General features: G+C 70.7%; 29 protein-coding genes. 13 read left to right on the top strand and 16 right to left on the bottom strand.

Annotated elements, in window-relative coordinates; translation table 11 throughout:
• Positions 1-3: 3 nt before the first annotated feature.
• The gene (locus DXK32_RS00970) at positions 4-993 is read right to left on the bottom strand and encodes an ATP-grasp domain-containing protein (RefSeq protein WP_114856811.1); all 990 of its coding nucleotides are present in this window, start codon (positions 991-993) and stop codon (positions 4-6) included.
• Between the two features lie 34 nt (positions 994-1,027).
• On the opposite strand from DXK32_RS00970, the gene DXK32_RS00965 reads away from it, so the two are divergent.
• Positions 1,028-1,735, top strand: a complete 708-nt coding sequence (locus DXK32_RS00965; RefSeq protein WP_114856771.1) for a HisA/HisF-related TIM barrel protein — start codon at positions 1,028-1,030, stop codon at positions 1,733-1,735.
• Between the two features lie 5 nt (positions 1,736-1,740).
• Here DXK32_RS00965 and fae read toward each other — a convergent pair whose 3' ends face one another.
• Genes fae through DXK32_RS00930 form a run of 7 tightly spaced genes read right to left on the bottom strand, consistent with a single transcriptional unit; the run spans position 1,741 to position 8,141 of the window.
• Entirely contained in the window at positions 1,741-2,268 is a 528-nt protein-coding gene (gene fae, locus DXK32_RS00960; protein WP_275945596.1) for a formaldehyde-activating enzyme, read from the bottom strand.
• Positions 2,269-2,279: 11 nt separating this feature from the next.
• Positions 2,280-3,209, bottom strand: coding sequence for a triphosphoribosyl-dephospho-CoA synthase (locus tag DXK32_RS00955; protein WP_114856770.1), 930 nt, complete (start codon positions 3,207-3,209; stop codon positions 2,280-2,282).
• Between the two features lie 11 nt (positions 3,210-3,220).
• Positions 3,221-4,108 (bottom strand): RimK family alpha-L-glutamate ligase, encoded by an 888-nt coding sequence (locus DXK32_RS00950; RefSeq protein WP_114856769.1) that lies wholly within the window; start codon positions 4,106-4,108, stop codon positions 3,221-3,223.
• On the bottom strand, positions 4,098-5,087 hold the full coding sequence (mch, locus tag DXK32_RS00945; RefSeq protein ID WP_114856768.1) for a methenyltetrahydromethanopterin cyclohydrolase: 990 nt from the start codon (positions 5,085-5,087) through the stop codon (positions 4,098-4,100). The genes DXK32_RS00950 and mch overlap by 11 nt, the downstream gene beginning before the upstream one ends.
• Positions 5,084-6,211: an ATP-grasp domain-containing protein gene (locus DXK32_RS00940; protein WP_247876908.1), complete on the bottom strand. Its 1,128-nt coding sequence runs from the start codon at positions 6,209-6,211 to the stop codon at positions 5,084-5,086. Before DXK32_RS00940 ends, mch begins: the two co-directional genes overlap by 4 nt.
• Positions 6,212-6,215: 4 nt before the next feature.
• Positions 6,216-7,112, bottom strand: coding sequence for an NAD(P)-dependent methylenetetrahydromethanopterin dehydrogenase (locus tag DXK32_RS00935; protein ID WP_114856766.1), 897 nt, complete (start codon positions 7,110-7,112; stop codon positions 6,216-6,218).
• Positions 7,113-7,145: 33 nt separating this feature from the next.
• Complete coding sequence (locus DXK32_RS00930) at positions 7,146-8,141, bottom strand: beta-ribofuranosylaminobenzene 5'-phosphate synthase family protein (RefSeq protein WP_114856765.1); 996 nt, start codon at positions 8,139-8,141, stop codon at positions 7,146-7,148.
• A gap of 133 nt (positions 8,142-8,274) precedes the next feature.
• Here DXK32_RS00930 and DXK32_RS00925 point away from each other — a divergent pair, with 133 nt between their 5' ends.
• The 11 genes from DXK32_RS00925 (at position 8,275) to DXK32_RS00875 (ending at position 18,070) form a co-directional block, all read left to right on the top strand.
• The gene (locus tag DXK32_RS00925) at positions 8,275-8,652 is read left to right on the top strand and encodes a 4a-hydroxytetrahydrobiopterin dehydratase (RefSeq protein ID WP_114856764.1); all 378 of its coding nucleotides are present in this window, start codon (positions 8,275-8,277) and stop codon (positions 8,650-8,652) included.
• Between the two features lie 4 nt (positions 8,653-8,656).
• Positions 8,657-9,958, top strand: coding sequence for a formylmethanofuran dehydrogenase (locus tag DXK32_RS00920; protein ID WP_114856763.1), 1,302 nt, complete (start codon positions 8,657-8,659; stop codon positions 9,956-9,958).
• Positions 9,952-11,601 carry a formylmethanofuran dehydrogenase subunit A gene (locus DXK32_RS00915; RefSeq protein ID WP_114856762.1) on the top strand — a complete coding sequence of 550 codons (1,650 nt, stop codon included), beginning with the start codon at positions 9,952-9,954 and terminating at the stop codon, positions 11,599-11,601. The genes DXK32_RS00920 and DXK32_RS00915 overlap by 7 nt, the downstream gene beginning before the upstream one ends.
• Complete coding sequence (gene fhcD / locus DXK32_RS00910) at positions 11,601-12,500, top strand: formylmethanofuran--tetrahydromethanopterin N-formyltransferase (protein ID WP_114856761.1); 900 nt, start codon at positions 11,601-11,603, stop codon at positions 12,498-12,500. The genes DXK32_RS00915 and fhcD overlap by 1 nt, the downstream gene beginning before the upstream one ends.
• On the top strand, positions 12,497-13,321 hold the full coding sequence (locus DXK32_RS00905) for a formylmethanofuran dehydrogenase subunit C (protein WP_114856760.1): 825 nt from the start codon (positions 12,497-12,499) through the stop codon (positions 13,319-13,321). The genes fhcD and DXK32_RS00905 overlap by 4 nt, the downstream gene beginning before the upstream one ends.
• Positions 13,308-14,525, top strand: coding sequence for an ABC transporter substrate-binding protein (locus DXK32_RS00900; protein ID WP_114856759.1), 1,218 nt, complete (start codon positions 13,308-13,310; stop codon positions 14,523-14,525). The genes DXK32_RS00905 and DXK32_RS00900 overlap by 14 nt, the downstream gene beginning before the upstream one ends.
• A 39-nt stretch (positions 14,526-14,564) precedes the next feature.
• A complete protein-coding gene (locus DXK32_RS00895; protein WP_114856758.1) occupies positions 14,565-15,545 on the top strand; it encodes a PQQ-dependent catabolism-associated beta-propeller protein in 981 nt (326 codons plus the stop codon).
• Positions 15,546-15,714: 169 nt separating this feature from the next.
• On the top strand, positions 15,715-16,509 hold the full coding sequence (locus DXK32_RS00890; protein WP_205215602.1) for an ABC transporter ATP-binding protein: 795 nt from the start codon (positions 15,715-15,717) through the stop codon (positions 16,507-16,509).
• Entirely contained in the window at positions 16,506-17,321 is an 816-nt protein-coding gene (locus tag DXK32_RS00885) for an ABC transporter permease (RefSeq protein ID WP_114856756.1), read from the top strand. Before DXK32_RS00890 ends, DXK32_RS00885 begins: the two co-directional genes overlap by 4 nt.
• Positions 17,322-17,415: 94 nt before the next feature.
• On the top strand, positions 17,416-17,598 hold the full coding sequence (locus DXK32_RS00880; RefSeq protein ID WP_114856755.1) for a hypothetical protein: 183 nt from the start codon (positions 17,416-17,418) through the stop codon (positions 17,596-17,598).
• Positions 17,599-17,650: 52 nt separating this feature from the next.
• The gene (locus DXK32_RS00875; protein WP_114856754.1) at positions 17,651-18,070 is read left to right on the top strand and encodes a hypothetical protein; all 420 of its coding nucleotides are present in this window, start codon (positions 17,651-17,653) and stop codon (positions 18,068-18,070) included.
• A gap of 12 nt (positions 18,071-18,082) precedes the next feature.
• On the opposite strand, the gene DXK32_RS00870 is transcribed toward DXK32_RS00875, so the two are convergent.
• The 6 genes from DXK32_RS00870 to DXK32_RS00845 form a co-directional block, all read right to left on the bottom strand.
• Entirely contained in the window at positions 18,083-18,787 is a 705-nt protein-coding gene (locus DXK32_RS00870) for a (5-formylfuran-3-yl)methyl phosphate synthase (protein WP_114856753.1), read from the bottom strand.
• On the bottom strand, positions 18,784-19,362 hold the full coding sequence (locus DXK32_RS00865) for a DUF447 domain-containing protein (RefSeq protein ID WP_114856752.1): 579 nt from the start codon (positions 19,360-19,362) through the stop codon (positions 18,784-18,786). Before DXK32_RS00865 ends, DXK32_RS00870 begins: the two co-directional genes overlap by 4 nt.
• The gene (locus tag DXK32_RS00860) at positions 19,359-20,726 is read right to left on the bottom strand and encodes a DUF6513 domain-containing protein (RefSeq protein WP_114856809.1); all 1,368 of its coding nucleotides are present in this window, start codon (positions 20,724-20,726) and stop codon (positions 19,359-19,361) included. The genes DXK32_RS00865 and DXK32_RS00860 overlap by 4 nt, the downstream gene beginning before the upstream one ends.
• Positions 20,719-21,360 carry an aspartate/glutamate/uridylate kinase gene (locus DXK32_RS00855; protein ID WP_114856751.1) on the bottom strand — a complete coding sequence of 214 codons (642 nt, stop codon included), beginning with the start codon at positions 21,358-21,360 and terminating at the stop codon, positions 20,719-20,721. Before DXK32_RS00855 ends, DXK32_RS00860 begins: the two co-directional genes overlap by 8 nt.
• On the bottom strand, positions 21,357-21,791 hold the full coding sequence (locus tag DXK32_RS00850; RefSeq protein WP_035680384.1) for a dihydroneopterin aldolase: 435 nt from the start codon (positions 21,789-21,791) through the stop codon (positions 21,357-21,359). The genes DXK32_RS00855 and DXK32_RS00850 overlap by 4 nt, the downstream gene beginning before the upstream one ends.
• 63 nt (positions 21,792-21,854) lie before the next feature.
• Complete coding sequence (locus DXK32_RS00845) at positions 21,855-22,388, bottom strand: DUF3280 domain-containing protein (protein WP_114856750.1); 534 nt, start codon at positions 22,386-22,388, stop codon at positions 21,855-21,857.
• A gap of 169 nt (positions 22,389-22,557) precedes the next feature.
• Between DXK32_RS00845 and DXK32_RS00840 the strand changes: the two genes are divergently transcribed.
• A complete protein-coding gene (locus tag DXK32_RS00840) occupies positions 22,558-23,067 on the top strand; it encodes a hypothetical protein (protein WP_247876907.1) in 510 nt (169 codons plus the stop codon).
• Between the two features lie 15 nt (positions 23,068-23,082).
• Here the strand turns inward: DXK32_RS00840 and DXK32_RS00835 are convergent, their stop codons facing one another.
• Positions 23,083-24,393: a quinoprotein dehydrogenase-associated putative ABC transporter substrate-binding protein gene (locus DXK32_RS00835; protein ID WP_247876906.1), complete on the bottom strand. Its 1,311-nt coding sequence runs from the start codon at positions 24,391-24,393 to the stop codon at positions 23,083-23,085.
• 21 nt (positions 24,394-24,414) lie between these two features.
• Complete coding sequence (locus DXK32_RS00830; RefSeq protein WP_114856748.1) at positions 24,415-24,852, bottom strand: c-type cytochrome; 438 nt, start codon at positions 24,850-24,852, stop codon at positions 24,415-24,417.
• Position 24,853 lies beyond the last annotated feature (1 nt).

Raw genomic sequence — 24,853 nt, 5'->3', positions numbered from 1 at the left:
GGCTCACCCCTCCAGCGTCAGAAGGACCGGTTCGATGCGCGCCACCGGCGGCGGGGGGACCGGTGGTTCACGCGCCAGATCCAGCACCGCCGCGGCGACGTTCAGCCCCGTCGCGCGCCGCACACCCACGCAGGAGGTGGTGAGGCGCGGGTTGACCTCGATGATCGTCGGCCCGTCGGGACCGGCGATGAAATCCACTCCCACGAAGCCGAACAGGCCGGGCAGCGCCGCCGCGACGCCCTGGGCGAGATTGGAAAGGGCAGGGGACAGCGCCATTCCGCCGACGACCCCTCCGCCGTAGAAGAAGCGGCCGCCGGACAGCGAAACGCTCTGGCGGTTGGCGGTCAGCGGCCAGGCGTGCCCCTCACGGCAGAGCATCGACAGGCTGGCCGGCGTGCCGGGCTGGAAGGGCTGCACCACGAAGCCGCTCCGGTCCGCCTCGTCCAGCCAATTCCGCCAGTCGGCATGGTCGCGGATCAACCGGGTGTCGGTGCAGCCGGCCCCGTCGTCGGGTTTGACGACCCAGGGGCCGTGCCCTGGTGGGGCACCCGTAACAGCACGCCAGACCGGGACGACGGGCAGCCCGGCCGCGGACAGCACGGCCGTGGTTGCCGCCTTGCTGGACGCGACGGCCACCGCGTCGGCGCGGCTGTTGAACAGGCGGCGGCCGGTCGCTTCGACCATGCGGCTGAAACGCTCCAGCGCACCGTCCGTTTCCGGGGCGATCGGCCAGACGCCGTCGGCCTGCCGGGCGAGGTCCTCCCAAAGCGCCCAGGACTCGCGCGGGTCGGTGATGGTTATGCTGCGCACGGCGGCCGCGAGCGGCGGAAGGCGGGCGTCGCGGGTGACCGTCACCGCCACCCCCTGCATCTCCAGCAGGTCGGCCAGCAGGGCGTGGAGCATCAGGTCGCCCTCGCGGGCGAGGCTGGCCGGGATGGCGGTCTCCGAGGGCATGCCGCCGCCGGTCACGAATTCACAGACCAGGATGTGCATTCTGTCCGCCGCCATGCAGCCGAGGGAGGGCGAAATGTTCCACGTCGTTCCGGTGATCGACCTGAGGGAGGGCGGTGTGGTGCACGCCCGCCGCGGCGACCGGGGCCGCTACCCACCCCTGCGTTCCTCGCTGTGCGCCGGCAACGACCCGGTGGCGGTGGTCGGCGGTCTGCTCCGCCTGCATCCGTTTCCGGTGGTCTACGCCGCCGACCTCGACGCCATCCAGGGCACCGGGGAGAACCGGCCGACGCTGGCGCGGCTGAAAGCGGCATTTCCCGATGTCGCGTTCTGGGTCGATGCCGGGTTCCGCACCGCCGACGCGGTGCGCGGCTTCGTCGCGTCGGGGCTCGGCGACGCCGTGCTCGGCAGCGAGAGCCTGCACGATCTCGCGCCGCTGGCCGCGTTGAGGGCCGATCCGGCCTGGGCACGGGTGATCCTCTCGCTCGATTTCCGCGACCGCTTTGTCGGTCCCCCTGGCCTGTTGGATCGCCCCGACCTGTGGCCGCAACGGATCATCACCATGACCCTGGCCCGCGTCGGGTCCGGCGAGGGACCGGACTGGAGCCGCCTCGCCGAGATCGGTCGGATCAAGCCGGAGGCCAGCCTGTTCGCCGCCGGCGGTGTGCGCAATGGCGACGATCTCCGTCACCTCGCGGCGCGTGGCAGCGCCGGCGCCCTGGTGGCGACGGCGCTGCACGACGGCCGCATCGGCGGCGGGGAGTTGGAAGCCCTGTCCCGATAAGCCCATCACGCGGCGAAGGGGTGCTTCACCTTGTCCTTCTGGTTCATCAAATCCTGCGCGCTCGGGAAGCTGGCGACCGCGCGCTCGATGGCCTCCTTGGTGGCGCGGTAGTTGTAGTCCTGGATCTTGGCGTTGTCCTTGGCCTCCCAGTGGATGAAGACGCCGACGCAGATGAAGATGTTGTCGATCTCGTCCTGCGGGATGGTGCCTTCCGACACGCAGTCGGCGACCGCCTTGGCGACGGCATGCTGGGCGGGACCGAACATCTGCACGGCCTGCTCCGCACCCTTGATGGTGACCTTGTTGAACAGGATGGTCGCCGGTTTGCACATCAGGTTGGGTGCCACGACCGCGAGAAGGGCGGTGAAACCGTCCTTGTTGTTGGTCAGCGCGTTGCAGAAGGCCGTTTCCACGGCGCTGCCGCGCGGTCCCATGATCAGATCGATGTGAGCGACCTCGTTCCCATCACCGACCAGCGACTCGCCGACGAGCACGCGGTTGATCTTCGTGGACTGTCCTCCCCACATCGGCATGTCCTTTCTCCCTAGCGTTGCCGGCGTTCTTCGTGAAGCGCGTCTTTTCGAAGAACGTCCGTTATGACGGGCGGCTGCGGGGATTGCATGAGCCAGAACGCAAGGAGGCAACCCACGACAATATCCGCGGTCGTTCCCGGGTTGACGCCATTGTATTTGAGGTCGCGGTCCAGTTCCGCCAAGCGCGATCGCGTTAGCGTGAATGCACGATCCGGGGCCGTGTTTTCCCTCAATTCCGAAGCCCGTGCGCGTAACCATTCAGACCGCTCCCGCCCGTATTTTCGGATGACATGGCTGTCGGGCAGGCTGGCGAGGAATTCGACATAAATCATTTCCGTTGCCCGCTCGAAATCCGCCCCGGCGGCCAGCCATCGCCGCAGGCTCGGCACGCCGGTGTCGAAGATGTCCGCGAAGCCCGTCGCGTATTGCCGGGCGATGCTGTCGCGGTCCCGCGCCTCCCGCATGGCGTCGAGCAGGGTCACCCGCGCCGGGGCGTGCACGTCCGCCCCCTCCACGCGGCCCAACCCGGCAGGCTCCGCGAGCGCGATGGCCTGGAAGGCCAGTTCCGCGTCCGCCACCGTCAGGGTGGCGAGGACATGGCTTAGCCGGTCGCGCAAGCTGCCTTCGCCGCACGTCAGCGCCGCCCGGGCCAGCGGTGCGGCCAGCAGCAGGATGCCGAGGTTGGTGTTGCAGCCGGCGATGGCGCGCGTGGCGACGACGGCGGCGTGCAGCCGCTCCCCGACGCTCAGCCCCGGCCGCGCGAGGATGGGCGCGGTGGCGTCGGCGCTGGCGAGGAACTGGGCGACGGTCATGCCGTGGCCCTCGGCATGGATGTGGACGTTGCCCGGCTTCAGCGCCCGCAACTCCAGGTGGCACGCGGCGCGGTAGGCGCCGGCCACGCCGGAGGCCGGATCGGGGGGGATCGGCGCCCAGTCGATCATGGGTCCACCGATCATGCGCCCACCCGCTCAACGAAGTCGGCGGCCAGGGCGTCGGCGATGTCCACCGCGCTGACCCGCTGCAAGCCCTGCCACGCCGGCATGCTGTTGACCTCCAGAACCAGCCAGCGTCCCGCCCGATCCTGGATCAGGTCCACGCCGGCATAGCGCGCGCCGACCGCCGCGGCGGCGCGGACGGCGAGCGCGGCGGGCTCGTCGTCGGCGGGCGCGGCCTCGCACGCGGCCCCCTGGTGGACGTTGGTGATCCAGCTCCGCCCGTGCCGGGTCATCGCGGCGACCGCCCGCCCGCCGACCACGAAGACGCGGCGGTCCCGCCACGCGCCTTCGGTCCGAGGCGGGATGAAGGGTTGGAGGTAGTAGACGCCGCCGACCGTTTCGGCGTCGGGCAGTGCGTCGGGTCCGTCCAGCCGTTGCAGGCCGCGCCCCTGCGCGCCGAACAGCGGCTTCAGCACTTGATCGGGCGCATGGTCGAGGACGTATCGGGCCGGTTCGGCCTCCTGCGTGGCAAGGGCCGGCGGGGTGGGCAGGCCGGCGCGGTCCAGCAGGAAGCTGGTCATGCTCTTGTCCACGCAGCGCTCGATGGCCCGCGCGTCGTTGTGGACCGGCACCCCGAGGTCGCGCAGCGCGTGGAGCACGCCGAGGCGCAGCGTCACCTGCTCGAAGCTGCCCCGGCCCACCGCGCGGACGAAGACGCCCGCCGGCAGCGCGTCCTCGAAGCCGGGGATCAGCAGGCCCGTTGCCGTGTGGCCGACGGCGATTCCGTAGTGGTGCGGCGGAACGCAGCGGCAGGGCAGGCCGCGCGCCTCGATGGCCCGGACCAGCCGCGGCGTGTGCCAGTCCGGCCGTTCGGTGAGGATCAGGGCGGCGCGCTCACCGGGCATCGCGGAACGAGCGCTCCACGAGGTCCGGCGCCAGGGTTCCGCCGTGGAAGCTGCGTCCGCTGTCCAGGGCGGTGACGATCACCCGCGCCGGGCTGAACAGCATGGAGTCGATGGCGTAGAAGTCCCCCTTCGCCGCCGCGAAGACCTCCGCGAAGGGGCGCCCATGGTCGCGGGAGGCGGCGGAGGGCAGGCGGCGGGCCAAATCCTCCGCCGCGTCGTCCGGACCGGTCACGTGCAGATGGACCGTGCCGCCGTAGAGGATCGCGTCGTTGGTCCGGCCCATCGCGGTGAGGAAGCCGCCACCCGCCGGCGGCAGGGGCGCCATGCCGATGCCGTCGACGACGCGGTCGAGCGGGAAGCCGAGCGCGTGCAGCTTGTGCAGGGCGACTTCCAGAACGCGGGCGACGACCTGGGTGGTGCCGGCGAGGCTCTGCGTCGGGGTGAGGACCAAGGTCAGCCGATCCGCGGCGATGCCGCAGCTGGTGGCGATGTGGGCGACCAGTTCGGCGGGTGGCAGCGCCGTCGCCTCCATGACGAAGGCCGCCGCGTTGGCGGTGTCTCGGTAGTCCAGCTCGTCGAACAGCGCCTCCTGTCGGGCCAGCGCGCGGCCGGGACCGGAGCCGAGCGCGAAGAAGGCGCCCTTGCCGCTGCCGTGGCTAAGGCTCCAGCCGGCGTATTGGCTGCCGAGGCAGGCGAGGACCGGCTGCGCGCTGTGGACGGTGACGCCGAACGGCCAGGACGGCGGGCCGGGGATCGGGCCAAGTGCCACCCGGCCAAGGCCGCCCATGCACAGTTCGGCGATGCGTCGTCCGGCCTCCAGCCCGCCGGGATGGCCGATCCCGGCATCGACGATGCAGGCCCCGCCGATCCTCTGGATGCCGAGGCGAAGCATTGGGGCATCGGCCACCAGCCGTTCGACCAGCGGAGCCGACAGCGCGGCGAGGCTTGGGCGCGGATCGGACGGCGTTTCCGTGATCATCGCTGCATCTCCATCGCGGCGAGGGCCGCCAGTTCGCGTTGCCGTCGTTCGGCATGATGCCGTGCCGCGGTGGCGCTGGGACCATCGCCGAACACCGTGCAGACCGGCTCGCCGCGCCCGATGACGGCCGGCGCCGCCGGCCGGTCGGCGGTCCAGGCCGGCCAGCGCCGGCCAGCCTCGATGCGGGTGGGCGCGTCGGCGTAGAGCACTGCCGCCGCCCGGCTTCCCGGCAAGGCCGGCAGGCGGTCGGGCAGGCGCCCGCCACAGGCGTCGAGGTGAAGACCAAGCAAAGGTGGCATCGGCGGACGGTCGAAGACGTCCAGCGTCGCGCCCGGTCGCGGGTTGATCTCCAACAGATGGAAATCCGACCCGGTCACCAGGACATCGGCGCTGTTCAGTCCGACCAGTTCGAACGCCGCCACAAGGCGGCCGATCATGGCGGGCAAAATCCGGCCCCACCGCTCCGGACAGCGCCAGGGTCCGGCGGCTCCGCCATAGCGGAAGGGGCTTGCCGTGGTCGGCGCGGTCCACTGCCGGCTCAGCCCGACGATGACCGCGCGGTCGCCGTCCGCGAGGAAGAGGACCGACAGGGCATGGCCGGCGATGCGGCGCTGGATGTACCATCCCGGTCCGGTGTCGCCCGCCTTCGCGGGGGTGATGTGCGCGCCGCCGCTGCCGCCGATCCGCTTGCGCAGATGCTCGCCGGGTGAACCGTCCCAGGCCGCCGCGACCGGAGGATGGGGGATGCCGAGCCGGGCCAGGGTGGCGGCGAAACGGAACGGGTCCTTGACACGCGCCACCACCTTGGGCCGGTTGCCGAGCAGCGGACGGTCCTCCGCGAGGCGCGCCAGCAGCGCCGGGTCGTCTTCGAAGCCGGCACCGTAGACCAGCGGCAGACCTCGCAGGTCGGGCCTCGCCAGGGCGTCGCGAAGGGCGGCTGAGTCCAGGCGCATAGTGTCGGAGTCCAGGCGGATGCAGGGTTCTGCAAGCTGTCTGGTGTCGAGATCGGCGAACAGGTCGACGGACGCCGGTCGCCGGCCGGCGCGGCGGGCGGCGGCGGCGAGCGCACGCGCCGACAGGGCCGCGACGACGATGTCCGGCCCCTCCGCCATCGGTTTCGCCACCGGGTCAGCCGGCGATCTGGCGGGCGGCGTCGTAGGCATCGCAGAAGTCCAGATACACCGCCGTCTTCGTCGCGGCGAGGCGTGTCAGCAGGGCGTGCTGCACCCGGAACTTGACGGCGCCGACCGCCAGCGCGCCGACGCCGACACCGCGCCCGGTGGGAAGCGGCGTGCCGTTGTCCTTGGCGCCGACCCCTTCGATCCCGGACGGCGGCACCGCGTTGATGTCCGCCGCGACCAGCAGCCGGCCCGCCGCGGCGAGGTTGCGCGCCGACAGGATCTGAACGCCGGCCCGCCCGCAGCCGAACACCACCTCGGCATCGCCGAGCAGCGCCTCCCGCGCCGCGTCGTCGGGCGCGTCGGCGCAGGCCAGCTCCACCCCGAAACGGCGGCGGAACTCGGCAGCCTTGGGCTCTACGCCCGACAGGCCGCGGTGGCTGACCAGGGTGACGCGCGCGCCGGCGAGCGCCGCGATCACCGCGGCGATTCCGCCGACCACGCCGGTCGCGCCGAACACCTTGAGAGTCAGCCCCTTGATCCCGTCCGGGTGGCTGCGGCGCAAGGCGCGCTCGACGACGGCGACCATGGCGCCGGCCGTCGTGAAGGCGCCCGACGGATCGACCATGACCGAGATGGTGAAGGGCGCGAACATCGCCTTGCGGGCGGCGTCCATCATGTCGAGCGCCAGGACCGCGTCGCGCCCGCCGATGAACAGCCCGGTGCGCGCCGCGTTCGCCGGATCACGCGAAAACATCGCGTCCTGGGTGATGCCGGTGACCTCGTCCAGCGCGACGCCGGTGTAGGGGAACAGCGGCCCCATGCCGGCGTCCGCCGCCATGTTGACGTCGAAGGCGCTGACGTGCTTCAGCGGCGTCAGCATGTGCAGAACATAGGGTGCGGCCATCGCGCGCCTCCCGCTTGGCTCGGGTGTGTGGGGTCAGGAGGCCCGCAGCACCACCCGGTCGGTGGTGGATTCCAGCGTCGCGCCGTCGTTGCGGCCACGCGCCAGATGGAAATCCAGCGCGGACCCCGCCCAGCGGCGTCGCGCCTCCGCCAGCAGGGCCTCGGCCCGCCGGGCGTCGCCGATGATGGCGAAGCCGGTCGGCCCCCAGGACGTCTGCCCGACGCCGGGAATGCCCTCGGCCTCCAGCCACGCCAGCGCCTCGGCCACCAGGGGGCTGGTGAAGCGCCCGCCCTGGACCGGGGCGAAATGGTCGCCCACGGTGCGTTGCAACTCGCCCACCGCCCGCCCGAAACGGTCGGCGTCACCTTCGATCAGCGCCGGAAGCGCCGCCATGACGAGCAGGCGGCAGAGATGCCCGGCCCGCTCCGCCGGAAAGGGCGGCAGGGCCTTGAAGGCTTGCAGCTCGGCAGTGCCGTGCAGCCCTTGGCCGTCGCGGTGCAGGATCAGCAGGACGCGCCAGGTCTCTGGAAAGGGCAGGCGCGCGACGATGGGCGGCGGCGCGTCGTCGGCCCCCCGGCCACCGTCCAGGATGACGCCGCCCTTCTCGAAGGCGCCGATCCCGATGCCGGAACGGGCGCCGCGCTCCAGCTCCGCGGCGAGGCGGCGCACCGTCGAGGGCCGGCCGTGCAGATGCGCGAGCGCGGTGCCGACCGCCAGACCGAGCTGGGTGCCGGACCCCAGCCCGACATGCTCGGGAATGGCCTCCTCCACCGTCAGTTCGGCGCGCGCCGGCCAGCGGAAACGGTCGCAGACCGTCCTTGCGGCCTTCAGCGCGCGCTCCGCCGACGGGCCGCTCGCGCAGAGGCGGTCGGAGGGGCGCGCGCGGAGGGTCGTCGCCATGCCGTCGAGCGTCAGGCCCAAACTGCCGAAGCGGCGGCCCAGACCGCCGTTCATGTCGAGAAACCCCAGATGCAACCGCGCGGGCGCCGTGACCCGCACCTCCCTGACTTCATCGACGCCGAGTGGCATGAGGACCTCACTCGCTTAAGGAAAGTTGCGTCGTTCTTTTGGTCATGATAATCTTTCGTTAAAGAAAGACCCCGATCCAATAGTATATACCTCTTCGGGGTGAGGACTGTTCGGTCACTTCGGGGAGGAAGACATGACCGCGGTTCAGGAAACCACCTATTCCGATTCTGAAATCGTTGAGCGGCTGCAGCAAATATTGCCGCGGTGGCGGTTCGAGGACGGCTGGATCCGGCGAAAGTACAAGACGAACAGTTGGAAGGGCACCCTGATGGTGATCAACGCGGTCGGCCATCTGGCCGAGGCCGCGTGGCACCACCCGGACCTCACCGCCTCCTACGCCTGGGTCGAGGTGCGGCTGAAGACCCATTCCGCCAAGGGCATCACCGACAAGGATTTCGACCTCGCCCGCAAGATCGAGGAGGTCATCCAGTGGCAACCCGCCCGCGACGGCGGTGCGCTGGAGGGAACGCCCCGCGACGACCCGCGCTTCGCCTACATCAAGTACGACTGACGGCATGGCGAGCGAGCGACCAACCCCTCCCGTCGCGCGACCTGTCGTCCATCGCGACGTCGTGTGCCCGTTCTGCGGCCTCGGCTGCGACGACCTGACCGTCGAGGAGGAACCGCCGACGACGCTGGCGGTGCGCTCCACCGACTGCCCGGTGGCGTGCGAACGTTTCTCCCGCACGCCACCGGCGGAACCGCCCCGCGTCGCGGGCGTTCCGGTGCCGCTGATGGAGGCGGTGGAGGCTGCCGCCGCGCTGCTGGGGGCGGCGCAGGCGCCTCTGGTGGCCGGGCTCGGCACCGACGTCGATGGGGCGCGGGCCGCCCTGTCACTCGCCGAACGGCTGGGGGCGGTGATCGATCACGCGCTGTCCGACGGGCTGTACCGCAATCTGGCGGTGCTCCAGCGCACGGGCTGGATTGCGACCACCCTGGCCGAACTGCGCAACCGCTGCGACCTGCTGCTGGTGGCCGGACCGGACCCGGCGGCGCTTCATCCCCGCCTCTTCGAGCGCTGGGTGGCGCCCGCGCCGGCCTTGCAGACGCCGCCGTCGCGCGAGGTGGTGTTCCTGTGCGGCGAGCCGCTGGACGCCACGCGGACCGCGCTCTCGGGTCTTCCCGTCACCGTCCTGGTCGGTGACCCTGCGAAGATTGGGGACGCGGCGGCGGTGCTGGCCGCGGCCTTGGCCGATCCGTCCCGCGCGTCTGGAGCCGCCGGCATCGCGGCTCGCGACATCGCCGCGCTGGCGGAGCGGCTGCGCAAGGCGCGCTACGCCGTCGTGGCCTGGGCCGCCGCTGCATTTGCAAGCCCGCACGCCGACCTGACGGTGGAGCGGCTGGTCCGCCTCGTCCGCGACGCGAACCGGCACACCCGCTGCGCCGGTCTGCCGCTGGCCGGGCACGACAATGTGGTCGGAGTCAATCAGGTTTGCACGTGGCGCTTCGGCGTGCCGCTGCGCACGTCGCTGGCCGGAGGGATGCCGCTGCACGATCCCCACCGCTTTGCCTGGGCGCGTTATGCGGAGGTGGCGGACGCCGTCGTCTGGGTGTCCGCCTTCCGGCCGGAGGTGCCGGCCTTTCCCGCGGGGCAGACCGTCATCGCGCTGGCCCCGCCGGGAACGGCCATGGCCGACGAGCCGGCGGTGTTCATCCCCGTCGGCACACCGGGCATCGACCATGCGGCCCACATCTTCCGCAGCGACACGGTGGTCGCCCTGCGCGCGCGGCGCCTGATCGACCGTGGTTTGCCGGACGCCGCGACCGTGCTGAAGGCCATCGCCGCCGCCTTGCCGCAGGAGGTCCCCGCATGCTGACGAAGCTTGCCGGAGGGCGCGTCTACGACCCGGCCAACGGGCGCGACGGCGCGGTGGGCGACCTGTTCATCCAGGACGGGCGGATCGTCGCCGATCCCGGCCCCGGCGCCGCGCCGGACGAGGTTTACGATCTGTCGGGGCGGGTCGTGATGGCCGGCGCCATCGACATCCACAGCCACATCGCCGGCGGCAAGGTCAACATCGCGCGGCTGCTGATGGCGGAGGAGCATCGCGCGGCGGCGCAGGAGCCTTGCGGATGCGTCGGCCTCGCCACCCCGTCCACCCACGCCACGGGCTGCCGCTACGCCCAGATGGGCTACACGGCGGCCTTCGAGCCGGCGATGCTGCCGAGCAACGCCCGCCACGCCCATCTGGAAATGGCGGATATTCCGCTGATCGACACCGGCGGCTATCTGGTGCTGGGCAACGACGACCTGCTGCTGGAGCTTCTCGCCTCCGGCGCCGGAGAGGAGGTGGTGGCCGATTACGTCGGCTTCATGCTGAACGCCACGCGCAGCCTCGCGGTCAAGGCGGTGAATCCCGGCGGCATCAACGCCTTCAAGTACAACCAGCGCCGTCTCGACGTGGACGAGACCGGCCCCTTCCACGCCATCACGCCGCGCCGCATCCTCACCGCCCTGGCGGGGGCGGTGCAGCGGCTGGGCATCCCGCACCCGCTGCATCTGCACGGCTTCAACCTGGGTGTTCCCGGCAACGTCGAGGCGACGCTCGACAGCATCGCGGCGGTCGATGGCCTGCGGCTCCACCTCACCCACGTCCAGTTCCACGCCTACGGCATGGAGGGCGACCGGAAATTCTCTTCCGCCGCCGCGCGTGTGGCCGAGGCGGTCAACGGCCGGCCCAACATCTCGGTGGATGTCGGGCAGATCATGTTCGGCCAGACGGTGACGGCCTCGGCCGACACCATGGCGCAGATGGGCAATGCCGGGCTCGCCCACCCGAAGAAGTGGGTGATGATGGACATCGAATGCGACGCCGGCTGCGGCGTCGTGCCCTTCCGCTACCGCGACAAGGCCTTCGTCAACGCGCTGCAATGGGCGATCGGGCTGGAGCTGTTCCTGCTCATCGAAGACCCCTGGCGGATCTTCCTGACCACCGACCACCCGAACGGCGCCCCCTTCACCAGCTACCCCGAGCTGATCCGCCTGCTGATGGATCGCGACCACCGCCTTGCCCGCATGGCGGAGCTGCACCCGGCGTTGCCGGAACACACGATCCTGGGGACGCTGACGCGCGAGTATTCGCTGGGCGAGATCGCCACCATGACCCGCGCCGCGCCGGCGCGCATCCTGGGCCTGACCGACCGCGGCCATCTCGGTCCGGGGGCGGTCGCTGACATCACCGTCTACACCGATCGGCCGGACCGCCGCGCCATGTTCGAGACACCGGACCTCGTCTTCAAGGACGGCCGGCTGATCGTCCGCGACGGCGTGGTGGTGGCGTTCCTCCAGGGGCGCACGCATGTGGTGGAGCCCGCGTATGACCCGACGATCGAGTCCTGGATGGCGCGCCGCTTCGACGAGCGCATGGGCCAGCGGCTGACGCATTTCCGCATCGCGGAGGACGAAATGCGCGGCGGTGCCGGCCTGATCCGCCACGCCTGTCTGCCGGGGGCGTTCTGATGCGGCTCAACGGCGTCCACATCGAGGACACCTTCGCCGAGGCCTTCCCCATGCTCGGCACGCGGCTGGTCATCACCGCCGATACGCCGGCCTGGGTCCAGGCGGCGGTGGTCAGCATGACGGGCTTCGCCACCTCGGTGATCGCCTGCGGCTGCGAGGCGGCGATGGAGCGCGTGTTGCCGCCCGATGAGACCCCGGACTCCCGGCCCGGCGCCGCGGTGCTGCTGTTCGCCATGTCCAAGGCGGAGCTGGCGAAGCAGGTGGCGCGCCGCGTCGGGCAATGCGTGATGACCTGCCCCGGGACGGCCTGCTACGCGGGGCTGCGGGACGGGCCGACAATCCCGCTCGGCAACGCGCTGCGCTATTTCGGCGACGGTTGGCAGATTGCCAAGCGGGTCGGGTCCCGCCGCTATTGGCGCATCCCGGTCATGGATGGCGAGTTCCTGTGCGAGGCGGCCACCGCGGCGGTCGACGGCGTCGGCGGCGGCAACGTCATCATCCTGGCGGCGAACCGCCGCGCCGGGCTGGCGGCGGCGCAAGCCGCGGTCCTGGCGATCCGTGACGTGCCGGGCGCCATCCTGCCCTTTCCCGGCGGGGTGGTGCGCTCCGGCTCGAAGATCGGCGGCAAGTACAAGGGTCTGATCGCCTCCACCAACACCGCCTTCTGCCCGACGCTGCGGGCGGCGGTGCCGGCGTCGCTGGTGCCGGAGGGGGTGGAGTCCATCCTCGAACTGGTCATCGACGGGGTCAGCGAGGCGACGGTCGCCGCCGCCATGCGCGCGGGCATCGGCGCCGTGGCCGACCTCGGCGCCGCGGGTGGGGTCGTGTCGGTCACCGCCGGCAATTACGGCGGCAAGCTCGGCCGTTATCAGTTTCGCCTGCACGAGGTCATGGCATGAGTGGCATCGTCCTCACCATCCGAGACCCTGCCGGTCCGCCCATCGACATGTCCGGCGTCCTGCCCGAACGGCTGGCCGAGGGCGGGCGGGAGGCGCTGGCCGGGCTGATGCTGGTCCGTGGGCGGGGGCGTCACCGGTTGGACGCGCTGTTCACGCTGGAGGACAGCGGCCCTGCCGGTACCCTGATTCTGCATCCCGGTGGCGCGGTGCTCGACGGGGTGGGGACCGGCATGAACACTGGTGAAATTCGGGTCGAGGGGGAGTGCGGCGCCTACGCCGGCAGCGCCATGCGCGGCGGCACGCTGGCGGTCGCGGGGAACTGCGGCGCCTTCGCCGCCGCCGAAATGTCCGGCGGACGCCTGCGCGTCGCGGGGGATGCTGGCGATTTTCTGGGGGCGCCGCTGGCCGGCGGCACGCGCGGCATGAGCGGCGGCTCCGTCGTCGTCATGGGCAACGCCGGCGACCGAGTCGGCGAGCGGATCCGGCGGGGGCTGATCGCCGTCCACGGCCGGGTGGGAAGCCTGTGCGGCGCCCGGATGATCGCCGGGACCATCGTCGTCGGTGCCGGTTGCGGCCCCGATCCGGGGCAGGCCATGCGGCGCGGTTCCATCCTGCTGGCCCAAGCGCCGGACGCCGTTCCGTCCGGCTTCGTCGACGGCGGCATGAACGACTGGCTGTTTCTGGACCTGATGCGGAAGGAGCTGATCGATGGCGGGGCTTGGCCCAGTGGATTTCCAACCGCCGGAACCCGTGCCCGGCGCCTTATCGGCGACCGTTCGGCCGGCGGAATCGGAGAGGTGCTTGTTCTTGCGGAAGCGTAGCGGGCGCGCACCCGTAAGCCAGGCCGCCGCCCTTCTGACCATCGCCGTGGCGCTCCTGCTCGGGACCCCGGCCTGGGCCGCCGATCCGCTGGTGGTCCGCATCGGCTATCTGACCCGCGCGGAGGAGCCGCGGATTCCCCAGACCTTCCTCGAACCGGTGTCGGAGGACGAGGGCGTCCAGGGCGCCCGCCTCGCCATCGCCGACAACAACACGACCGGGCGGTTCCTCAACCAGCGCTTCGATCTGGTCGAGGTGACGGTGCCGGAGGACGGGCGCGTCGAGGACGCCGTGCGCGACCTCGCCGGGCAGGGCGTGCGCCTGCTCGTCGCCGACCTCAAGGAGGACGCCCTGCTGGCCGCCGCGGCGGCGCCCGAGGCGGCCGACATGCTGATCTTCAACACCCGCGCCCCGGACGACGACCTGCGCAACGAGCGCTGCCGCGCCAACCTGCTGCATGTGACGCCCAGCCGGCGGATGCAGGCCGACGCGCTGGCCCAGTATCTCGCCTCGCGGAAATGGATGAACTGGCTGCTGGTGGTGGGGCGGACGCCGCAGGACGCCGCCTACGCCGACGCGATCCGCGCCGCCGCCAAACGCTACCGCGCCAAAATCGTCGAGGAAAGGCGCTGGACCTTCGAGGACGCGAACCGCCGCGTCGACACCGGGCACGTCACCGTGCAGTCGGAAATCCTCACCTTCACCCAGGGCACCGAGCACGACGTGCTGGTCGTCGCCGACGAGGCGGACGGGTTCGGCGAGTATCTGCTCTACCAGACGTGGCTGCCCCGTCCGGTCGCCGGCACCCATGGCCTCGTCCCGACCGCGTGGTCGCGCGTGCATGAACAGTGGGGGGCGACGCAGATCCACAGCCGCTTCGAACGGCAGGCCGGACGCTGGATGCGCCCGCGCGACTACACCGCCTGGATGGCCGTCCGCGCGGTGGGCGAGGCGGCGACGCGCACCAAATCCGCCGACCCCGCGGCACTCGCCGCCTTCGTGCGCGGCTCGGACTTCGCCCTGCCGGCCTTCAAGGGGCAGGGGCTGACCTTCCGGGAGTGGGACGGGCAGCTCCGGCAGCCGGTGCTGCTGGCCGGGCCGCGGGTGCTCGTCTCGGTGTCGCCGCAGCCGGGCTATCTGCACCAATTCTCAGAACTCGACACGCTCGGCGACGACCGGCCGGAAAGCCGCTGCCGCAGCCGCTGAGACAAGCCCCGGCAGGGGGCAACCATGGGAGGGACCATCATGTCGTTAACCGGAGGAGCCGCCCGGATCGGCGCTTTAGCGTTGCTGGGCTTCGCCGTCGCCCAGCCCGCGCAGGCGGACACGATCTTCGTGTCAAACGAGAAGAGCAACACCGTCTCGGTGGTGGACGGCGGCAAGCTTCAAGTGGTCGCCACGATCAAGGTCGGACGCCGGCCGCGCGGCATCACCTTCAACGAGGACATGACGCAGATCTTCGTCTGCGTCGGCGACGACAACCGGATCGACGTCATCGACGTGGCGACCCAGAAGGTGGTCGACCGGCTGCCCTCCGGCCCCGATCCGGAGCTGTTCGTCCTGGACCCGCAGGGGCACCGGCTCTACGTCGCCAACGAGGATGACAACATGGTCTCGGTGGTGGACATCGCGACCAAGAAGATCATCGGCGAGATCCAGGTGGGGGTGGAGCCGGAGGGCATGGGCGTCAGTCCGGACGGCAAGATCCTGGTCAACACGTCCGAAACGACGAACATGGCCCATTTCATCGACACGGAGTCGCACAAGATCGTCGACAACGTGCTGGTCGATGCGCGCCCGCGCGTCGCCCAGTTCACCGGGGACGGGCGCTTCGTCTGGGTGTCGTCGGAGGTCGGCGGGACGGTCAGCGTCATCGACGCGGCCTCGCGCAAGCTCGTCCACAAGATCAGCTTCGCGGTCCAGGGCGTGCCGCGTGAATCCATCCAGCCGGTCGGCATCCAGCTGACCAGCGACGGTCAGCGCGCCTTCGTCGCCCTCGGCCCGGCCAACCGGGTCGCCGAGATCGACGCCAGGACCTACGAGGTAAAACGTTACCACCTCGTCGGCCAGCGCGTGTGGAATCTGGCGCTGTCGCCGGACGAGAAGCGCCTCTACACGACGAACGGCGTCAGCAACGACATGTCGGTGATGGATCTGGAGCGCGGCCGGGTGGTGAAGTCGATTTCGGTCGGCGGCGCGCCCTGGGGCGTGATCGTGAAGCCGTGATGGGGGCTTTCCTTATCCCCTCTCCCCTCTGGGGAGAGGGTTAGGGTGAGGGGGTTGCGCTTTTGCCGGACATACCGCCATGGACATCCCCCTCACCGGCCCTGCGGGCCACCCTCTCCCCAGAGGGGAGAGGGTTTGGACAGCGGCAGTGATGGGCGATGGAGACGACATGGATTGCTTCGAAACCGCGCCACCCGATCCGCAAGCCCGTTCCGGTGACGCCGCGGCGGCCCCGGTTTTGGCGGTCGAGGGGCTGAGCCACAGCTTCGGGGCGCGGGCGGCGCTGGACGGCGTGTCGTTCGGCGTCCCCGCGGGGCGGTTCACCGTGCTGCTGGGGCTCAACGGCGCCGGGAAGACGACGCTCTTCTCCCTGATCACGCGGCTCTACAACACCCGCCGGGGGAGCATCCGGGTCTTCGGCTTCGACATGCGCCGGCACCCGGCCCAGGCGCTGGCGCGCATCGGCGTGGTGTTCCAGCAGCCCACACTCGACCCGGACCTGACCGTCATCCAGAACCTGCGCTACCATGGCGGGCTGCATGGCTTGGCGCCCGCCGACATCGAGGCGCGGGCGGGCGAGGAGCTGGCCCGCATCGGCTTGTCCGAGCGCGCCGACGAGCGCGTGCGCACCCTGTCCGGCGGGCAGCGGCGGCGGGTGGAGATCGCCCGCGCGCTGCTCCATCGCCCGAGTCTGCTGCTGCTGGACGAGCCGACCGTCGGGCTCGACATCGAGTTGCGCCGGCAGGTCCTCGACCATGTGCATGACCTCTGCCGGGAGCGGGGGCTGGCCGTTCTGTGGGCGACCCATCTGATCGACGAGGCGCGCGACGGCGACGGCGTCGTGGTGCTGCACCGCGGGCGCGTGCTGGCCACCGGGCGGGTGGAGGCGGTGCGCGCCGCCACCGGCGCCGCGACCCTGGGCGATGCCTTCGCCCGGCTGACCGCGAAGGGGATCCGGGAATGAACGCGACGCTCTGCTGGCGCTGCCTGCGCGCGGTGATCGTCCGCGAGGGGCTGCGCTTCGTGCACCAGCGCGAGCGGTTCTTCGCCGCCCTGGTGCGGCCGCTGGTCTGGCTGGCCATCTTCGCGGTGGGCTTCCGCGCGGTGCTCGGCCTGTCGATCATTCCACCCTACGAGACCTACATCCTCTACGAGGATTACGTGACGCCGGGGCTGGTGGCGATGATCCAGCTCTTCAACGGAATGCAGAGTTCGCTGTCCATGGTCTACGACCGGGAGATGGGCAGCATGAAGACCCTGCTGGTCAGCCCGCTGCCGCGCTGGTACCTGCTGGTCTGCAAGCTGCTGGCCGGCGTCCTGGTGTCGATCGCCCAGGTCTATGTCTTCCTCGCCATCGCCTGGTTCTGGGGCGTCCAGCCACCGGAACCCGGCTATCTCGCCGTGCTGCCGGCCTTGGTGCTGAGCGGGCTGATGCTGGGCGCGCTCGGCCTCCTGCTGTCCTCCTTCATCCGGCAGCTGGAGAATTTCGCAGGGGTGATGAACTTCGTCATCTTCCCGATGTTCTTCGCCTCCTCCGCGCTCTACCCGCTGTGGCGCATCCGCGAGGGCAGCCCGACGCTCGCCTGGATCGCCGGGATCAATCCCTTCACGCAGGCGGTCGAACTGATCCGCTTCGCTCTGTACCTGCAATTCAACGGCACGGCGTTCCTGGCCGTCACCGCGTGCCTCGCGCTGTTCCTGGGGGGAGCGATCCTCGCTTACGATCCCGGGCGGGGCTTCTGGGCCCGCCGCGGCGGGCCGGCGGAACAGGGGTGACACGACGGGTGGAACCGCCCCCGGCGACCTGCGGTTGATGGCACAGACGACCGTCCGGTCATCCCGCCGGGCGGGCTCGGGTGGAGGAAACGTCATGACGGGACATTCCGACAAGGCTCAGGACCAGCCGCGCGGCGAGAAGAGCGTTCTTAGCAGCGAGCAGGACTTCAAGAAGGACGAACCGCAGGACGCCGGCCGGGACGAGCGGGCGAAGGAGGACATCGGCCGCATGGGCGAAGCGTCCCGCCACAACCGCAGCACGAAGGACGCGGGTTAACAGCGCCCGACCGTTCCCAGATTCGTCCAACATCATGCCGGAGGATAGGTCCATGAAACATCTGCACGTCCTGGCCGGTGCGTCTCTGCTGGCCCTCGCGTCGGCCGCGGCGGCGGTTCCGGCGTCGGCCCAAAGCACGGGCGGCGCGATGCCTCAAGGCTCGGGAAGCCAAAGCTCCAGCCCATCGACCGGTGCTCTGCCGGACAACTCCCTGGCCGGGCAGCGGCAGGGCACCGTCGGCGGCGGGGTTACTCAAGGCGGCGGTCATCAAGGCGGCGGACAAAGCGGCACGTCCGGCACCTCCATGCCGGACTCGCCGGCGTCCGGTGCGTCGGGCGGTTCCACGAGCGGTACCGGCGCTCTGCCGGACAATTCCCTGGCCGGACAGCGGCAGGGCACCATCGGTGGCGGCTCGGTGACGCAGGGCGGCAACGCCACCTCCGAACCGCCGAAGCAGGGGGCCGGGCAGTAGCGGATTGCGCGTTCAACCGGTGAAGGGCTGTTTCGGGACGGCGTCGCGGACCGCGGCCAGCGCGGCCGGGTCCAGTGCGCCGCCCCGGTCGGCGCCGGCGCACAGCGCGGTGCGGAAACCGAGATAGTCGGGCGCGAGCGGCAGCAGCGCCGGAATGTCGTCCAGGCGCAGTGAACCGGCGAGCCCGGTCAGCAGGCCGTAACCGCGTACCTGTGCCAGGAAGCGCGCCAACTCGTTTTTCGTCTTGTGCCGCAGCAACCCGCCGGAGCCTTTTCCCGCGGTGTCGAGCATGGCTCCGGCGAAGCCGGCTTTCGCGATGTCGGGAAGCAATGTGCCGGGGTCGTTCCAAAGATCGGCGAACAGCACAGCGACGATGCGGGCGCCCCGCCGCGTGTCGGGCGCCAGTGCCGTCACGCAGCCCGCCGGATCACCGGATGGAAACAGGCCGATCTTGACGTAATCGACGCCGCAGGCCCAGGTTTCGGCCACCCGCCCCGCCACGATCGCGGGGGTCATCGGTAGGTCACCCACGGTGGCGCTCAGCGGCGCACGGACGGGCCATTGGCGGGCCGTATCGACGGCGCGGACGATGCCGTCCAGCGGCCACGCCCCGAGCGCACCTGTTTTCGGATCCTTCAAATCCAGAATGTCCGCACCACCCCGTGCGGCGAGCGTCAGCTCCTCCAGGGACGCAACGCTGGCGAGCAGCCGGGTCATGGTGCCCTCTCCCCGACCGCCCGATGTTCGGCGATGCGGTCGAGCAGCCAGCCCCACGCCTCCAGCTCCACGGGGCCGGCGGTCTTGCCGATGGCGATGGACAGATAGTCGATTTCGCGGTCGATTTTCTCGGGCGGCAGGAGATGCAGGCGGCTGACCAGGATCGCGCCCTCCACCACGGCGGCCTGGGCCCGGTTGAAGCCGCGGAAAGGCCGGTGGGTGACGCGATGCACCGGGCGGCAGTCCAGGCGCGGGCGCACGCCGTCGTCCTCCACCGCGGCCACCTCCAACTCCTCGTGCGCCAGCGCTCCGGCGAGCACCGCGCCGCGGATGCGCTCCGCCGGGACGGTCGGCCAGTCGCGTTGCCGCCCGGTGACGCAGCCGGCGAACACCCGGACGTCGTCGGTGAAGTTCACCACCGCGCAGCGCGTGGCGAGCAGGTTGTCGAGCGTGCGCGACGGGCGGAAGGGGGCCAGGACATAGCCGGTCTCCGTCACCGTGGCGCCCATGGGGGCCACGTGGACGGTGCCCGCCGCGTCGCAGCTCGTGATGATGGTTTCGCGGATGAAGGTCACGTCCCGCCCCCTCCGGTGTCGCCGGGCGCGTCCACCGCCACACCCCAGCGCAGTTCGTTGTCCTGGCTGTAGCGCTTGCCGAGCTGCCAGGCGATCTGCGCGCGGGCCAGTTCCGCCCCGAGATAGAAGGCGTGCCCCATATCGGTGCGGGGATCGATGTGCGGGAGCAGGGCGAAGGGATCGCCGGCCACATGGTGCCCATCGCGGTTGTAGAGATGGACCCCCTGTTCCGTTACCTCGATCCGGTAATTCGGGTCGCGGATGCGGGCGGCGAGGTCGGCCACCTGCTCCGGCGTGCTGGTGAAGGGCTTGCGGTCACGCAGGCAGAGCAGGGCGTCGCCGACGTTGCGGGGCAGGGCGCCGGCCTCCGCGGCGGCGAAGAACTGGCGCCGTGCCGCGTCGAACTCGCGGATGGTCCGGCGGCAATGGAGGCTGACCTGCACCGTCAGGATGTGGTCGATGCGCAGTTCCGAGACGATCCCCATCAGCAGCGCGGTCATCCCCGGCGTGTCGGCATCGGTCAGTTCGGTGACGTTGCCGACCCCCATCAGGATGTCCAGGTCGGGATGGCGCGCCCGGACCTCGCGGTAGCGCAGCAGGGAGTCGGTGAATCCGTGATGGATCGGCTCCAGGATCGGGTCGGCGATGCAACGGCGTCCCGCGCCGCGGATGGCGTCCAGCGCACGATAGAGCGACGGCAGATCGCCCGGCGTGGTGGGGATGACGACGGGCACCGCGTCGGTCTCGCGGGCGACCCAGGCGGTCTCCTCGGTCAGGCTGAGCAGGTAGGAGGCGCCCGCCCCGGCACCGCGCAGCAACTCCCTGGGGTCGAGGGAATCGACGCTGACCGTGTGGCCGGCCTCGCGCAGCGCCGCCACCGCCTCCTCCAGATGGGGAAAGGGATGGTCGGGCAGCCCGCCGAGGTCGATCACGTCGGCCCCGTCCGCCGCGAAGCGGGCGGCGCGTTCCAGGATGGCCGGGACCCCAAGCAGTGGCGCCTCGACGATCTCGGCGAAGATTTTTGTATGGTAGCGGCTGAGATCGAGCGGGGCGGCCTGACGCCGGAAATGCTGGGGCAGATCATCCAGTTCGTCGGGACCGCGCTCGAAGGGCACGCCGAAATGGGCGGACAGCCGGTCGAGGTCGCCACGGAACCGCCCCGGCAGCAGGATGCGGTCGGCCCCCTCGGTCGAGGTGAGGCGGCGCAGCACGATCTCCGTCGTCGCCAGCGCCGCGACCTTGATGCCGAGATTGACCACCGTGGTCCGAAACTCCAACGGTTCCAGCGCAGCGAGCACATGGCGCAGGCGCGGTTCGGCCAGCGCGCCGGTCAGGAACAGGATGTGCTTGGGGCGCTCAGCCATCGGCATCCTGTTGATCGTCGGGCAGGGCAAGGTGGGTACCGCACGGGTTGCCCTGGTCCAGCGCCTTGGCGAAACGCCGGTGCTCGTCCCGCGACACGCACCAGACGGCCCCGTCGTAGCGCGCCATGCGGTCCGGCAAGGCCGGATCGACGATGCCCTCCGTTACGAGTTGCATCACGGGAGTGACGGCGTCCGGCAACGGAGCGGACTTGACGAGGACCGCGCAGGTGGCGCCGAGCGCGCCGGCCAGCCAGACCGCCAGACTGTCGGAGGTGACGTCCCAGCTCTCCGCCACGTCGGCGCTGTCCGCCAGGGGAAGCGGCATCCAGACGGTCGGGCTCGGCCGGCCGCGCAGATCGGCGAGGCTGCGGGCGGGGGTCAGACGCGGCTCCAGGTCGGCCAGGGCGGTTCCGTACTGCTCCATGGCGAGCAGGGCCATGCGGTGCGCGGCGCGGTCGCCGAAGCCGAGCGCCGGCTGGGCGTCGCGGACGGCGTCGGCGAAGGGACCGCCGCCGGGGACGATCACGACGCGCAGGCGCCGCGCCGCGGCCAGGATCTCCAGCCAGCGTCGCAATTCCGGGGCGCGCCACAGGCTGCCGCCCAGCTTCACGACCCACAACGGCGCGCTGCTCATGATGCCGTTCGCGCTCCCTCGGGGCGGGAGCGCTCGATAACGATGCCGACGCCGCCGGATTCCGGGACTACGTCCAGCTTCTCCACCTGCACCCGCGCGCGAGTCACATCCGGGTTGGAGAAGCACAGCGCGAGGATCCGGTCGCCCAGCGTCTCGACGAGGTTCACATGGGCGCCGTCGCGCAGGGCGCGGATGCCGTCGATCAGGAAATCGTAGGACAGCACCTCGTCCAGGCTGTCGGTCATCGGCCGGTCGGGCCAGGGCAGCGTCAACGAGACGTTGATCCGGACGCGCTGCGTGCGCTCCTTTTCCTCGTCCCAGACGCCGATCCGGAACTGGTCCACATAGTCGCGCAGCGTGATGTCGTAGTACCGGACGCGGCTCGCCGCCGGGCGGTACGGCACATAGGAGAGCAAAGCGTCGTCGGCCAAGCGATCCTCCTCCCCGTGTCGGACGAAGGTTGGCTCCCCCGCCTCGGATGTCGTCAGGGTTCGTCACCGGTCGGACGGCGGTGCGGCCAGCAGGCGGTGACGCAGCAGCCATTCGACGCCGCGCCGCCACGACCGCTCGTTGTCGCCGCGGATGTCCGCGTTCGCGACGGCGATGACGTCGCCGTCGCCACCGTCATCTCCAACGCCGTCTCCGGTGCGGCGCATTATAATCTGCATGTTGAGGATCAGCGTGCTGATCTTATGGATGAAACCCGTCACCACGATGTCCGCGCCGGCCCGGCGCCCGAGGTCGCGCTCGCAGCCGTTGCAGCGGTAGAGCGACGCCGGCACCTCCGCGGCGATGGTGCTGTCGCGAACGCCGGTCACCGCGTAGCCGCCGTCCTTCAGCCCGTCGCGCAGCAGCGCCGTCACCCGCTCCAGCCGTCCGGCATGGTCCGGATCGGGGGGCTCCCGGCTGGTGTCCACCAGTTCCAGATCGAAGACAAGAACCCGGGCCGGCGCCTGCGCCGCCGCCGGAACCGCGCCGCTCAGCAGCAGGAACAGGAGCGCCGTCGCGGCGAACTCCGTCGGCCTCATCCGAATGCGTGGATGGGCAGGAGCGCCCGATGTCCGGCAGAATCCCATCATGCGTCACCGCTCCGCTGTCCTCGCTGTCGCGTTGCTCACCCTGGCGTCTGTCCCGGCGGCCTCTATCCCGGCGGGGGCGGCCGGGAGCGACCCGGATTGGCCTTGCGTTCAGATCCTCGTGCCGACCCTGTCGTCCGGCCAGATCTGGCCCGGCGACCCCATCGAGGGGAAGGAAGGCGACTGGCGCGGCATTCCCGGCACCGAACCGGTCCTGAAGCAACTCCTCGACCGCCGGCTCGATCCGGAGCAGGAGCAGTCGGCGATCGACCGCTTCGCCGACCAACTGCAGGCCAACGGGGCGGCGACGGACCGCAACATGGCCCTCACCGCCTTGTTCGCCGGAGCCTTCGACGCGCTCAATCAGGAGCGCGGGCAGGCCATTTCGGCCATCAAGCGCTACGCCCACCAGCAGCGTGTCCTGCTCGACAGCATCGACGCGGCGTTGACCCGTCTTCAGGCGCTTCCCGCCGACGCCCCCGAGGCGACGGCGTTGCGTGAGGAGATCGCGTGGCGGCGGCGCATCCTCGACGAGCGGCGGCGCAATCAGACGGCGCTGTGCGAACAGCCGGTCCAGTTCGAACAGAAGGCCGGCCGCATCGCTCGGGACATCGCCGCCCGCCTGGACTGAGGTGAGCGGGGTCGGTCAGTTCGACGCGCCGCCGGCGAAGGGTTCGACCGTCTCCAGCCCGTATCCCGCCTCCTGCCAGCGCATGGCGCCGTCGGAATACCAGTAGACATTGCCGTACCCCCACTCCACCGCGCGCTTGGCGGCGTTCCAGGACATCCAGCAGTCCGGCTCGCAGAAGAAGACCAGCCGGGCGGCCCGATCCCCGCGGCTCACGGTCTCCAGCCCGGCGCGGAAATAGCGCTCCTGTTCGCCCGACAGGCTGCCGTAACCGACGTTGGGCAGCCAGACCGCCCCCGGCAGGCTGCGGCGTGGCGGCGGAACCCACACGGCCGGCGCCGGACGGTCGGCCGGGCGCGGCGGCGCCGGCATCACGTCGACCAGCCGCGTGTCGGGAAAATGCTCGATCAGCCGCCGCAGCTCCGCCAGGGTCACGGTGGAAGCGCCGGACAGGCCGGCGGGGGTCGGGGCGCGGTACTGGTCCATCCGATAGCCCGGCGGCTCGATGGCGGCGGCGGTCTTCAGCGCGCCGTCGGGGCCGATGAGCGGGACGTGGTAGCGCAGCAGGATGCGGTCGATGTCGTCCTGGCGGCGCTTGATGAAGTCGTTGAGCCAGTGCTTCCATTCCGGCTCGTCGGAGCGGATGCCCATGGAGATGTTGAATTGCAGCCGGGCGACCGCCGGCTCCTTGACCAGTGGAACGACGGTCAGCGGTTCGGTCTGCTGGGCGGCGAAGTAGCCGGCGATCGGCCCCCAGATCACCGCCGCGTCGGTCTTGCCGGCGGCGACGTCTTCGATGGCGTCGCGGGCCGGGTTGTTGGCGCGCGTGTCGGTGTTGAGCTGATAGGGCTCCGTCCGGGTGATTCCGTAAAGGCGCAGCAGGTTGACCGCGGGCGTCTTCTCGATGACGCCGATGCGGGCGTCCTTCAGGGACGGATCGCCCACGCTTTCCGCCTTGATGCCCGATTTGGTGCGGTAGACGAGGGAATAGACGGTCCGGTAGTAGGGGTTGGTGTTCTGCATCAACTCTTCGCCGGAGGCCGTTCCCATCACGAGGTCGCATTGCCGCGCGCGCAGCGTGTTGCGGACGAAGCCGATGGTCTGCGGCCACCAGTAATAGGTCACCGGCTTCTTCAGATCCTCGCCGATGAGGCGGGCGATCTCGTTCTCGAAACCCTCCATTTTTTCGTTGGAGTAGGGCAGGAGGTTGCCGTCGGCGCAGACGCGCACGGTCTCGCGCTCCGTCACCTCGACGGCGCGGGCCGGCGCGGTGACGGACAGCAGAGCCGCGGCGATGGTGACGACGGTGAGCACAGAAGGAAATGCCATGAAGGGTCTCCCTCCGCCGGATCAGCCGCCGATGCGTTGGGGGCGTCCGCCGGGCAGCGCGCCGTCGGCCCGCGCCTTCAGGTAGCGGTAGATGTCGTCCAGGTGATCCATGATGTTCGGGTCGAGGCCGAAGGAGGGCATCACCTTGTCGCCGGTGGCGCCCTGGTTCTGGCGGCCGTTGACCACGACCTCCTTGAACTCGTCGTAGTTGAGGCGTTTGAGCGAGTCCGCGAGGCTGGGGGCGAAGGACGACCCCGACGCGTCGAAGCCGTGGCAGGTGTGGCAGGTCGCGTGGAAGCGGCGGTAGCCGTTGTAGGTTCCCTTGTCCACCTGACCGTCCTTGACGATGTAGGTCGGTGTCCCGTCGGGGGTCGTCGGCGCGTCCTGCGCCAGGGCGGCGAAACAGGCGACGGTGCCCACCATCAGCGCACCGGTCAGCAAACCAAATCTGCGTTTCATG

It is taken from the genome of Azospirillum brasilense (genome assembly GCF_003349955.1).
Taxonomy (GTDB): Bacteria; Pseudomonadota; Alphaproteobacteria; order Azospirillales; family Azospirillaceae; genus Azospirillum; species Azospirillum brasilense_B.
The sequence above is the reverse complement of the archived record's forward strand: the minus strand, read 5'-3'. Positions and strand labels throughout refer to the sequence as shown.

Excerpts from the sequence above, each read along its gene's own strand:
- DXK32_RS00905 (WP_114856760.1), top strand. The coding sequence starts at position 12,497 with ATGAGTGGCATCGTCCTCACCATCCGAGACCCTGCCGGTCCGCCCATC.
- DXK32_RS00970 (WP_114856811.1), bottom strand. The coding sequence starts at position 993 with ATGCACATCCTGGTCTGTGAATTCGTGACCGGCGGCGGCATGCCCTCG.
- DXK32_RS00935 (WP_114856766.1), bottom strand. The coding sequence starts at position 7,112 with ATGGCCGCACCCTATGTTCTGCACATGCTGACGCCGCTGAAGCACGTC.
- DXK32_RS00925 (WP_114856764.1), top strand. The coding sequence starts at position 8,275 with ATGACCGCGGTTCAGGAAACCACCTATTCCGATTCTGAAATCGTTGAG.
- DXK32_RS00950 (WP_114856769.1), bottom strand. The coding sequence starts at position 4,108 with ATGCCCGGTGAGCGCGCCGCCCTGATCCTCACCGAACGGCCGGACTGG.
- DXK32_RS00915 (WP_114856762.1), top strand. The coding sequence starts at position 9,952 with ATGCTGACGAAGCTTGCCGGAGGGCGCGTCTACGACCCGGCCAACGGG.
- DXK32_RS00955 (WP_114856770.1), bottom strand. The coding sequence starts at position 3,209 with ATGATCGACTGGGCGCCGATCCCCCCCGATCCGGCCTCCGGCGTGGCC.
- DXK32_RS00880 (WP_114856755.1), top strand. The coding sequence starts at position 17,416 with ATGACGGGACATTCCGACAAGGCTCAGGACCAGCCGCGCGGCGAGAAG.
- DXK32_RS00890 (WP_205215602.1), top strand. The coding sequence starts at position 15,715 with ATGGATTGCTTCGAAACCGCGCCACCCGATCCGCAAGCCCGTTCCGGT.
- DXK32_RS00895 (WP_114856758.1), top strand. The coding sequence starts at position 14,565 with ATGTCGTTAACCGGAGGAGCCGCCCGGATCGGCGCTTTAGCGTTGCTG.
- DXK32_RS00885 (WP_114856756.1), top strand. The coding sequence starts at position 16,506 with ATGAACGCGACGCTCTGCTGGCGCTGCCTGCGCGCGGTGATCGTCCGC.
- DXK32_RS00835 (WP_247876906.1), bottom strand. The coding sequence starts at position 24,393 with ATGGCATTTCCTTCTGTGCTCACCGTCGTCACCATCGCCGCGGCTCTG.
- DXK32_RS00830 (WP_114856748.1), bottom strand. The coding sequence starts at position 24,852 with ATGAAACGCAGATTTGGTTTGCTGACCGGTGCGCTGATGGTGGGCACC.
- DXK32_RS00920 (WP_114856763.1), top strand. The coding sequence starts at position 8,657 with ATGGCGAGCGAGCGACCAACCCCTCCCGTCGCGCGACCTGTCGTCCAT.
- DXK32_RS00930 (WP_114856765.1), bottom strand. The coding sequence starts at position 8,141 with ATGCCACTCGGCGTCGATGAAGTCAGGGAGGTGCGGGTCACGGCGCCC.
- DXK32_RS00875 (WP_114856754.1), top strand. The coding sequence starts at position 17,651 with ATGAAACATCTGCACGTCCTGGCCGGTGCGTCTCTGCTGGCCCTCGCG.
- DXK32_RS00965 (WP_114856771.1), top strand. The coding sequence starts at position 1,028 with ATGTTCCACGTCGTTCCGGTGATCGACCTGAGGGAGGGCGGTGTGGTG.
- DXK32_RS00870 (WP_114856753.1), bottom strand. The coding sequence starts at position 18,787 with ATGACCCGGCTGCTCGCCAGCGTTGCGTCCCTGGAGGAGCTGACGCTC.
- fhcD (WP_114856761.1), top strand. The coding sequence starts at position 11,601 with ATGCGGCTCAACGGCGTCCACATCGAGGACACCTTCGCCGAGGCCTTC.
- DXK32_RS00860 (WP_114856809.1), bottom strand. The coding sequence starts at position 20,726 with ATGGCTGAGCGCCCCAAGCACATCCTGTTCCTGACCGGCGCGCTGGCC.
- DXK32_RS00845 (WP_114856750.1), bottom strand. The coding sequence starts at position 22,388 with ATGAGGCCGACGGAGTTCGCCGCGACGGCGCTCCTGTTCCTGCTGCTG.
- mch (WP_114856768.1), bottom strand. The coding sequence starts at position 5,087 with ATGATCACGGAAACGCCGTCCGATCCGCGCCCAAGCCTCGCCGCGCTG.
- DXK32_RS00855 (WP_114856751.1), bottom strand. The coding sequence starts at position 21,360 with ATGAGCAGCGCGCCGTTGTGGGTCGTGAAGCTGGGCGGCAGCCTGTGG.
- fae (WP_275945596.1), bottom strand. The coding sequence starts at position 2,268 with ATGCCGATGTGGGGAGGACAGTCCACGAAGATCAACCGCGTGCTCGTC.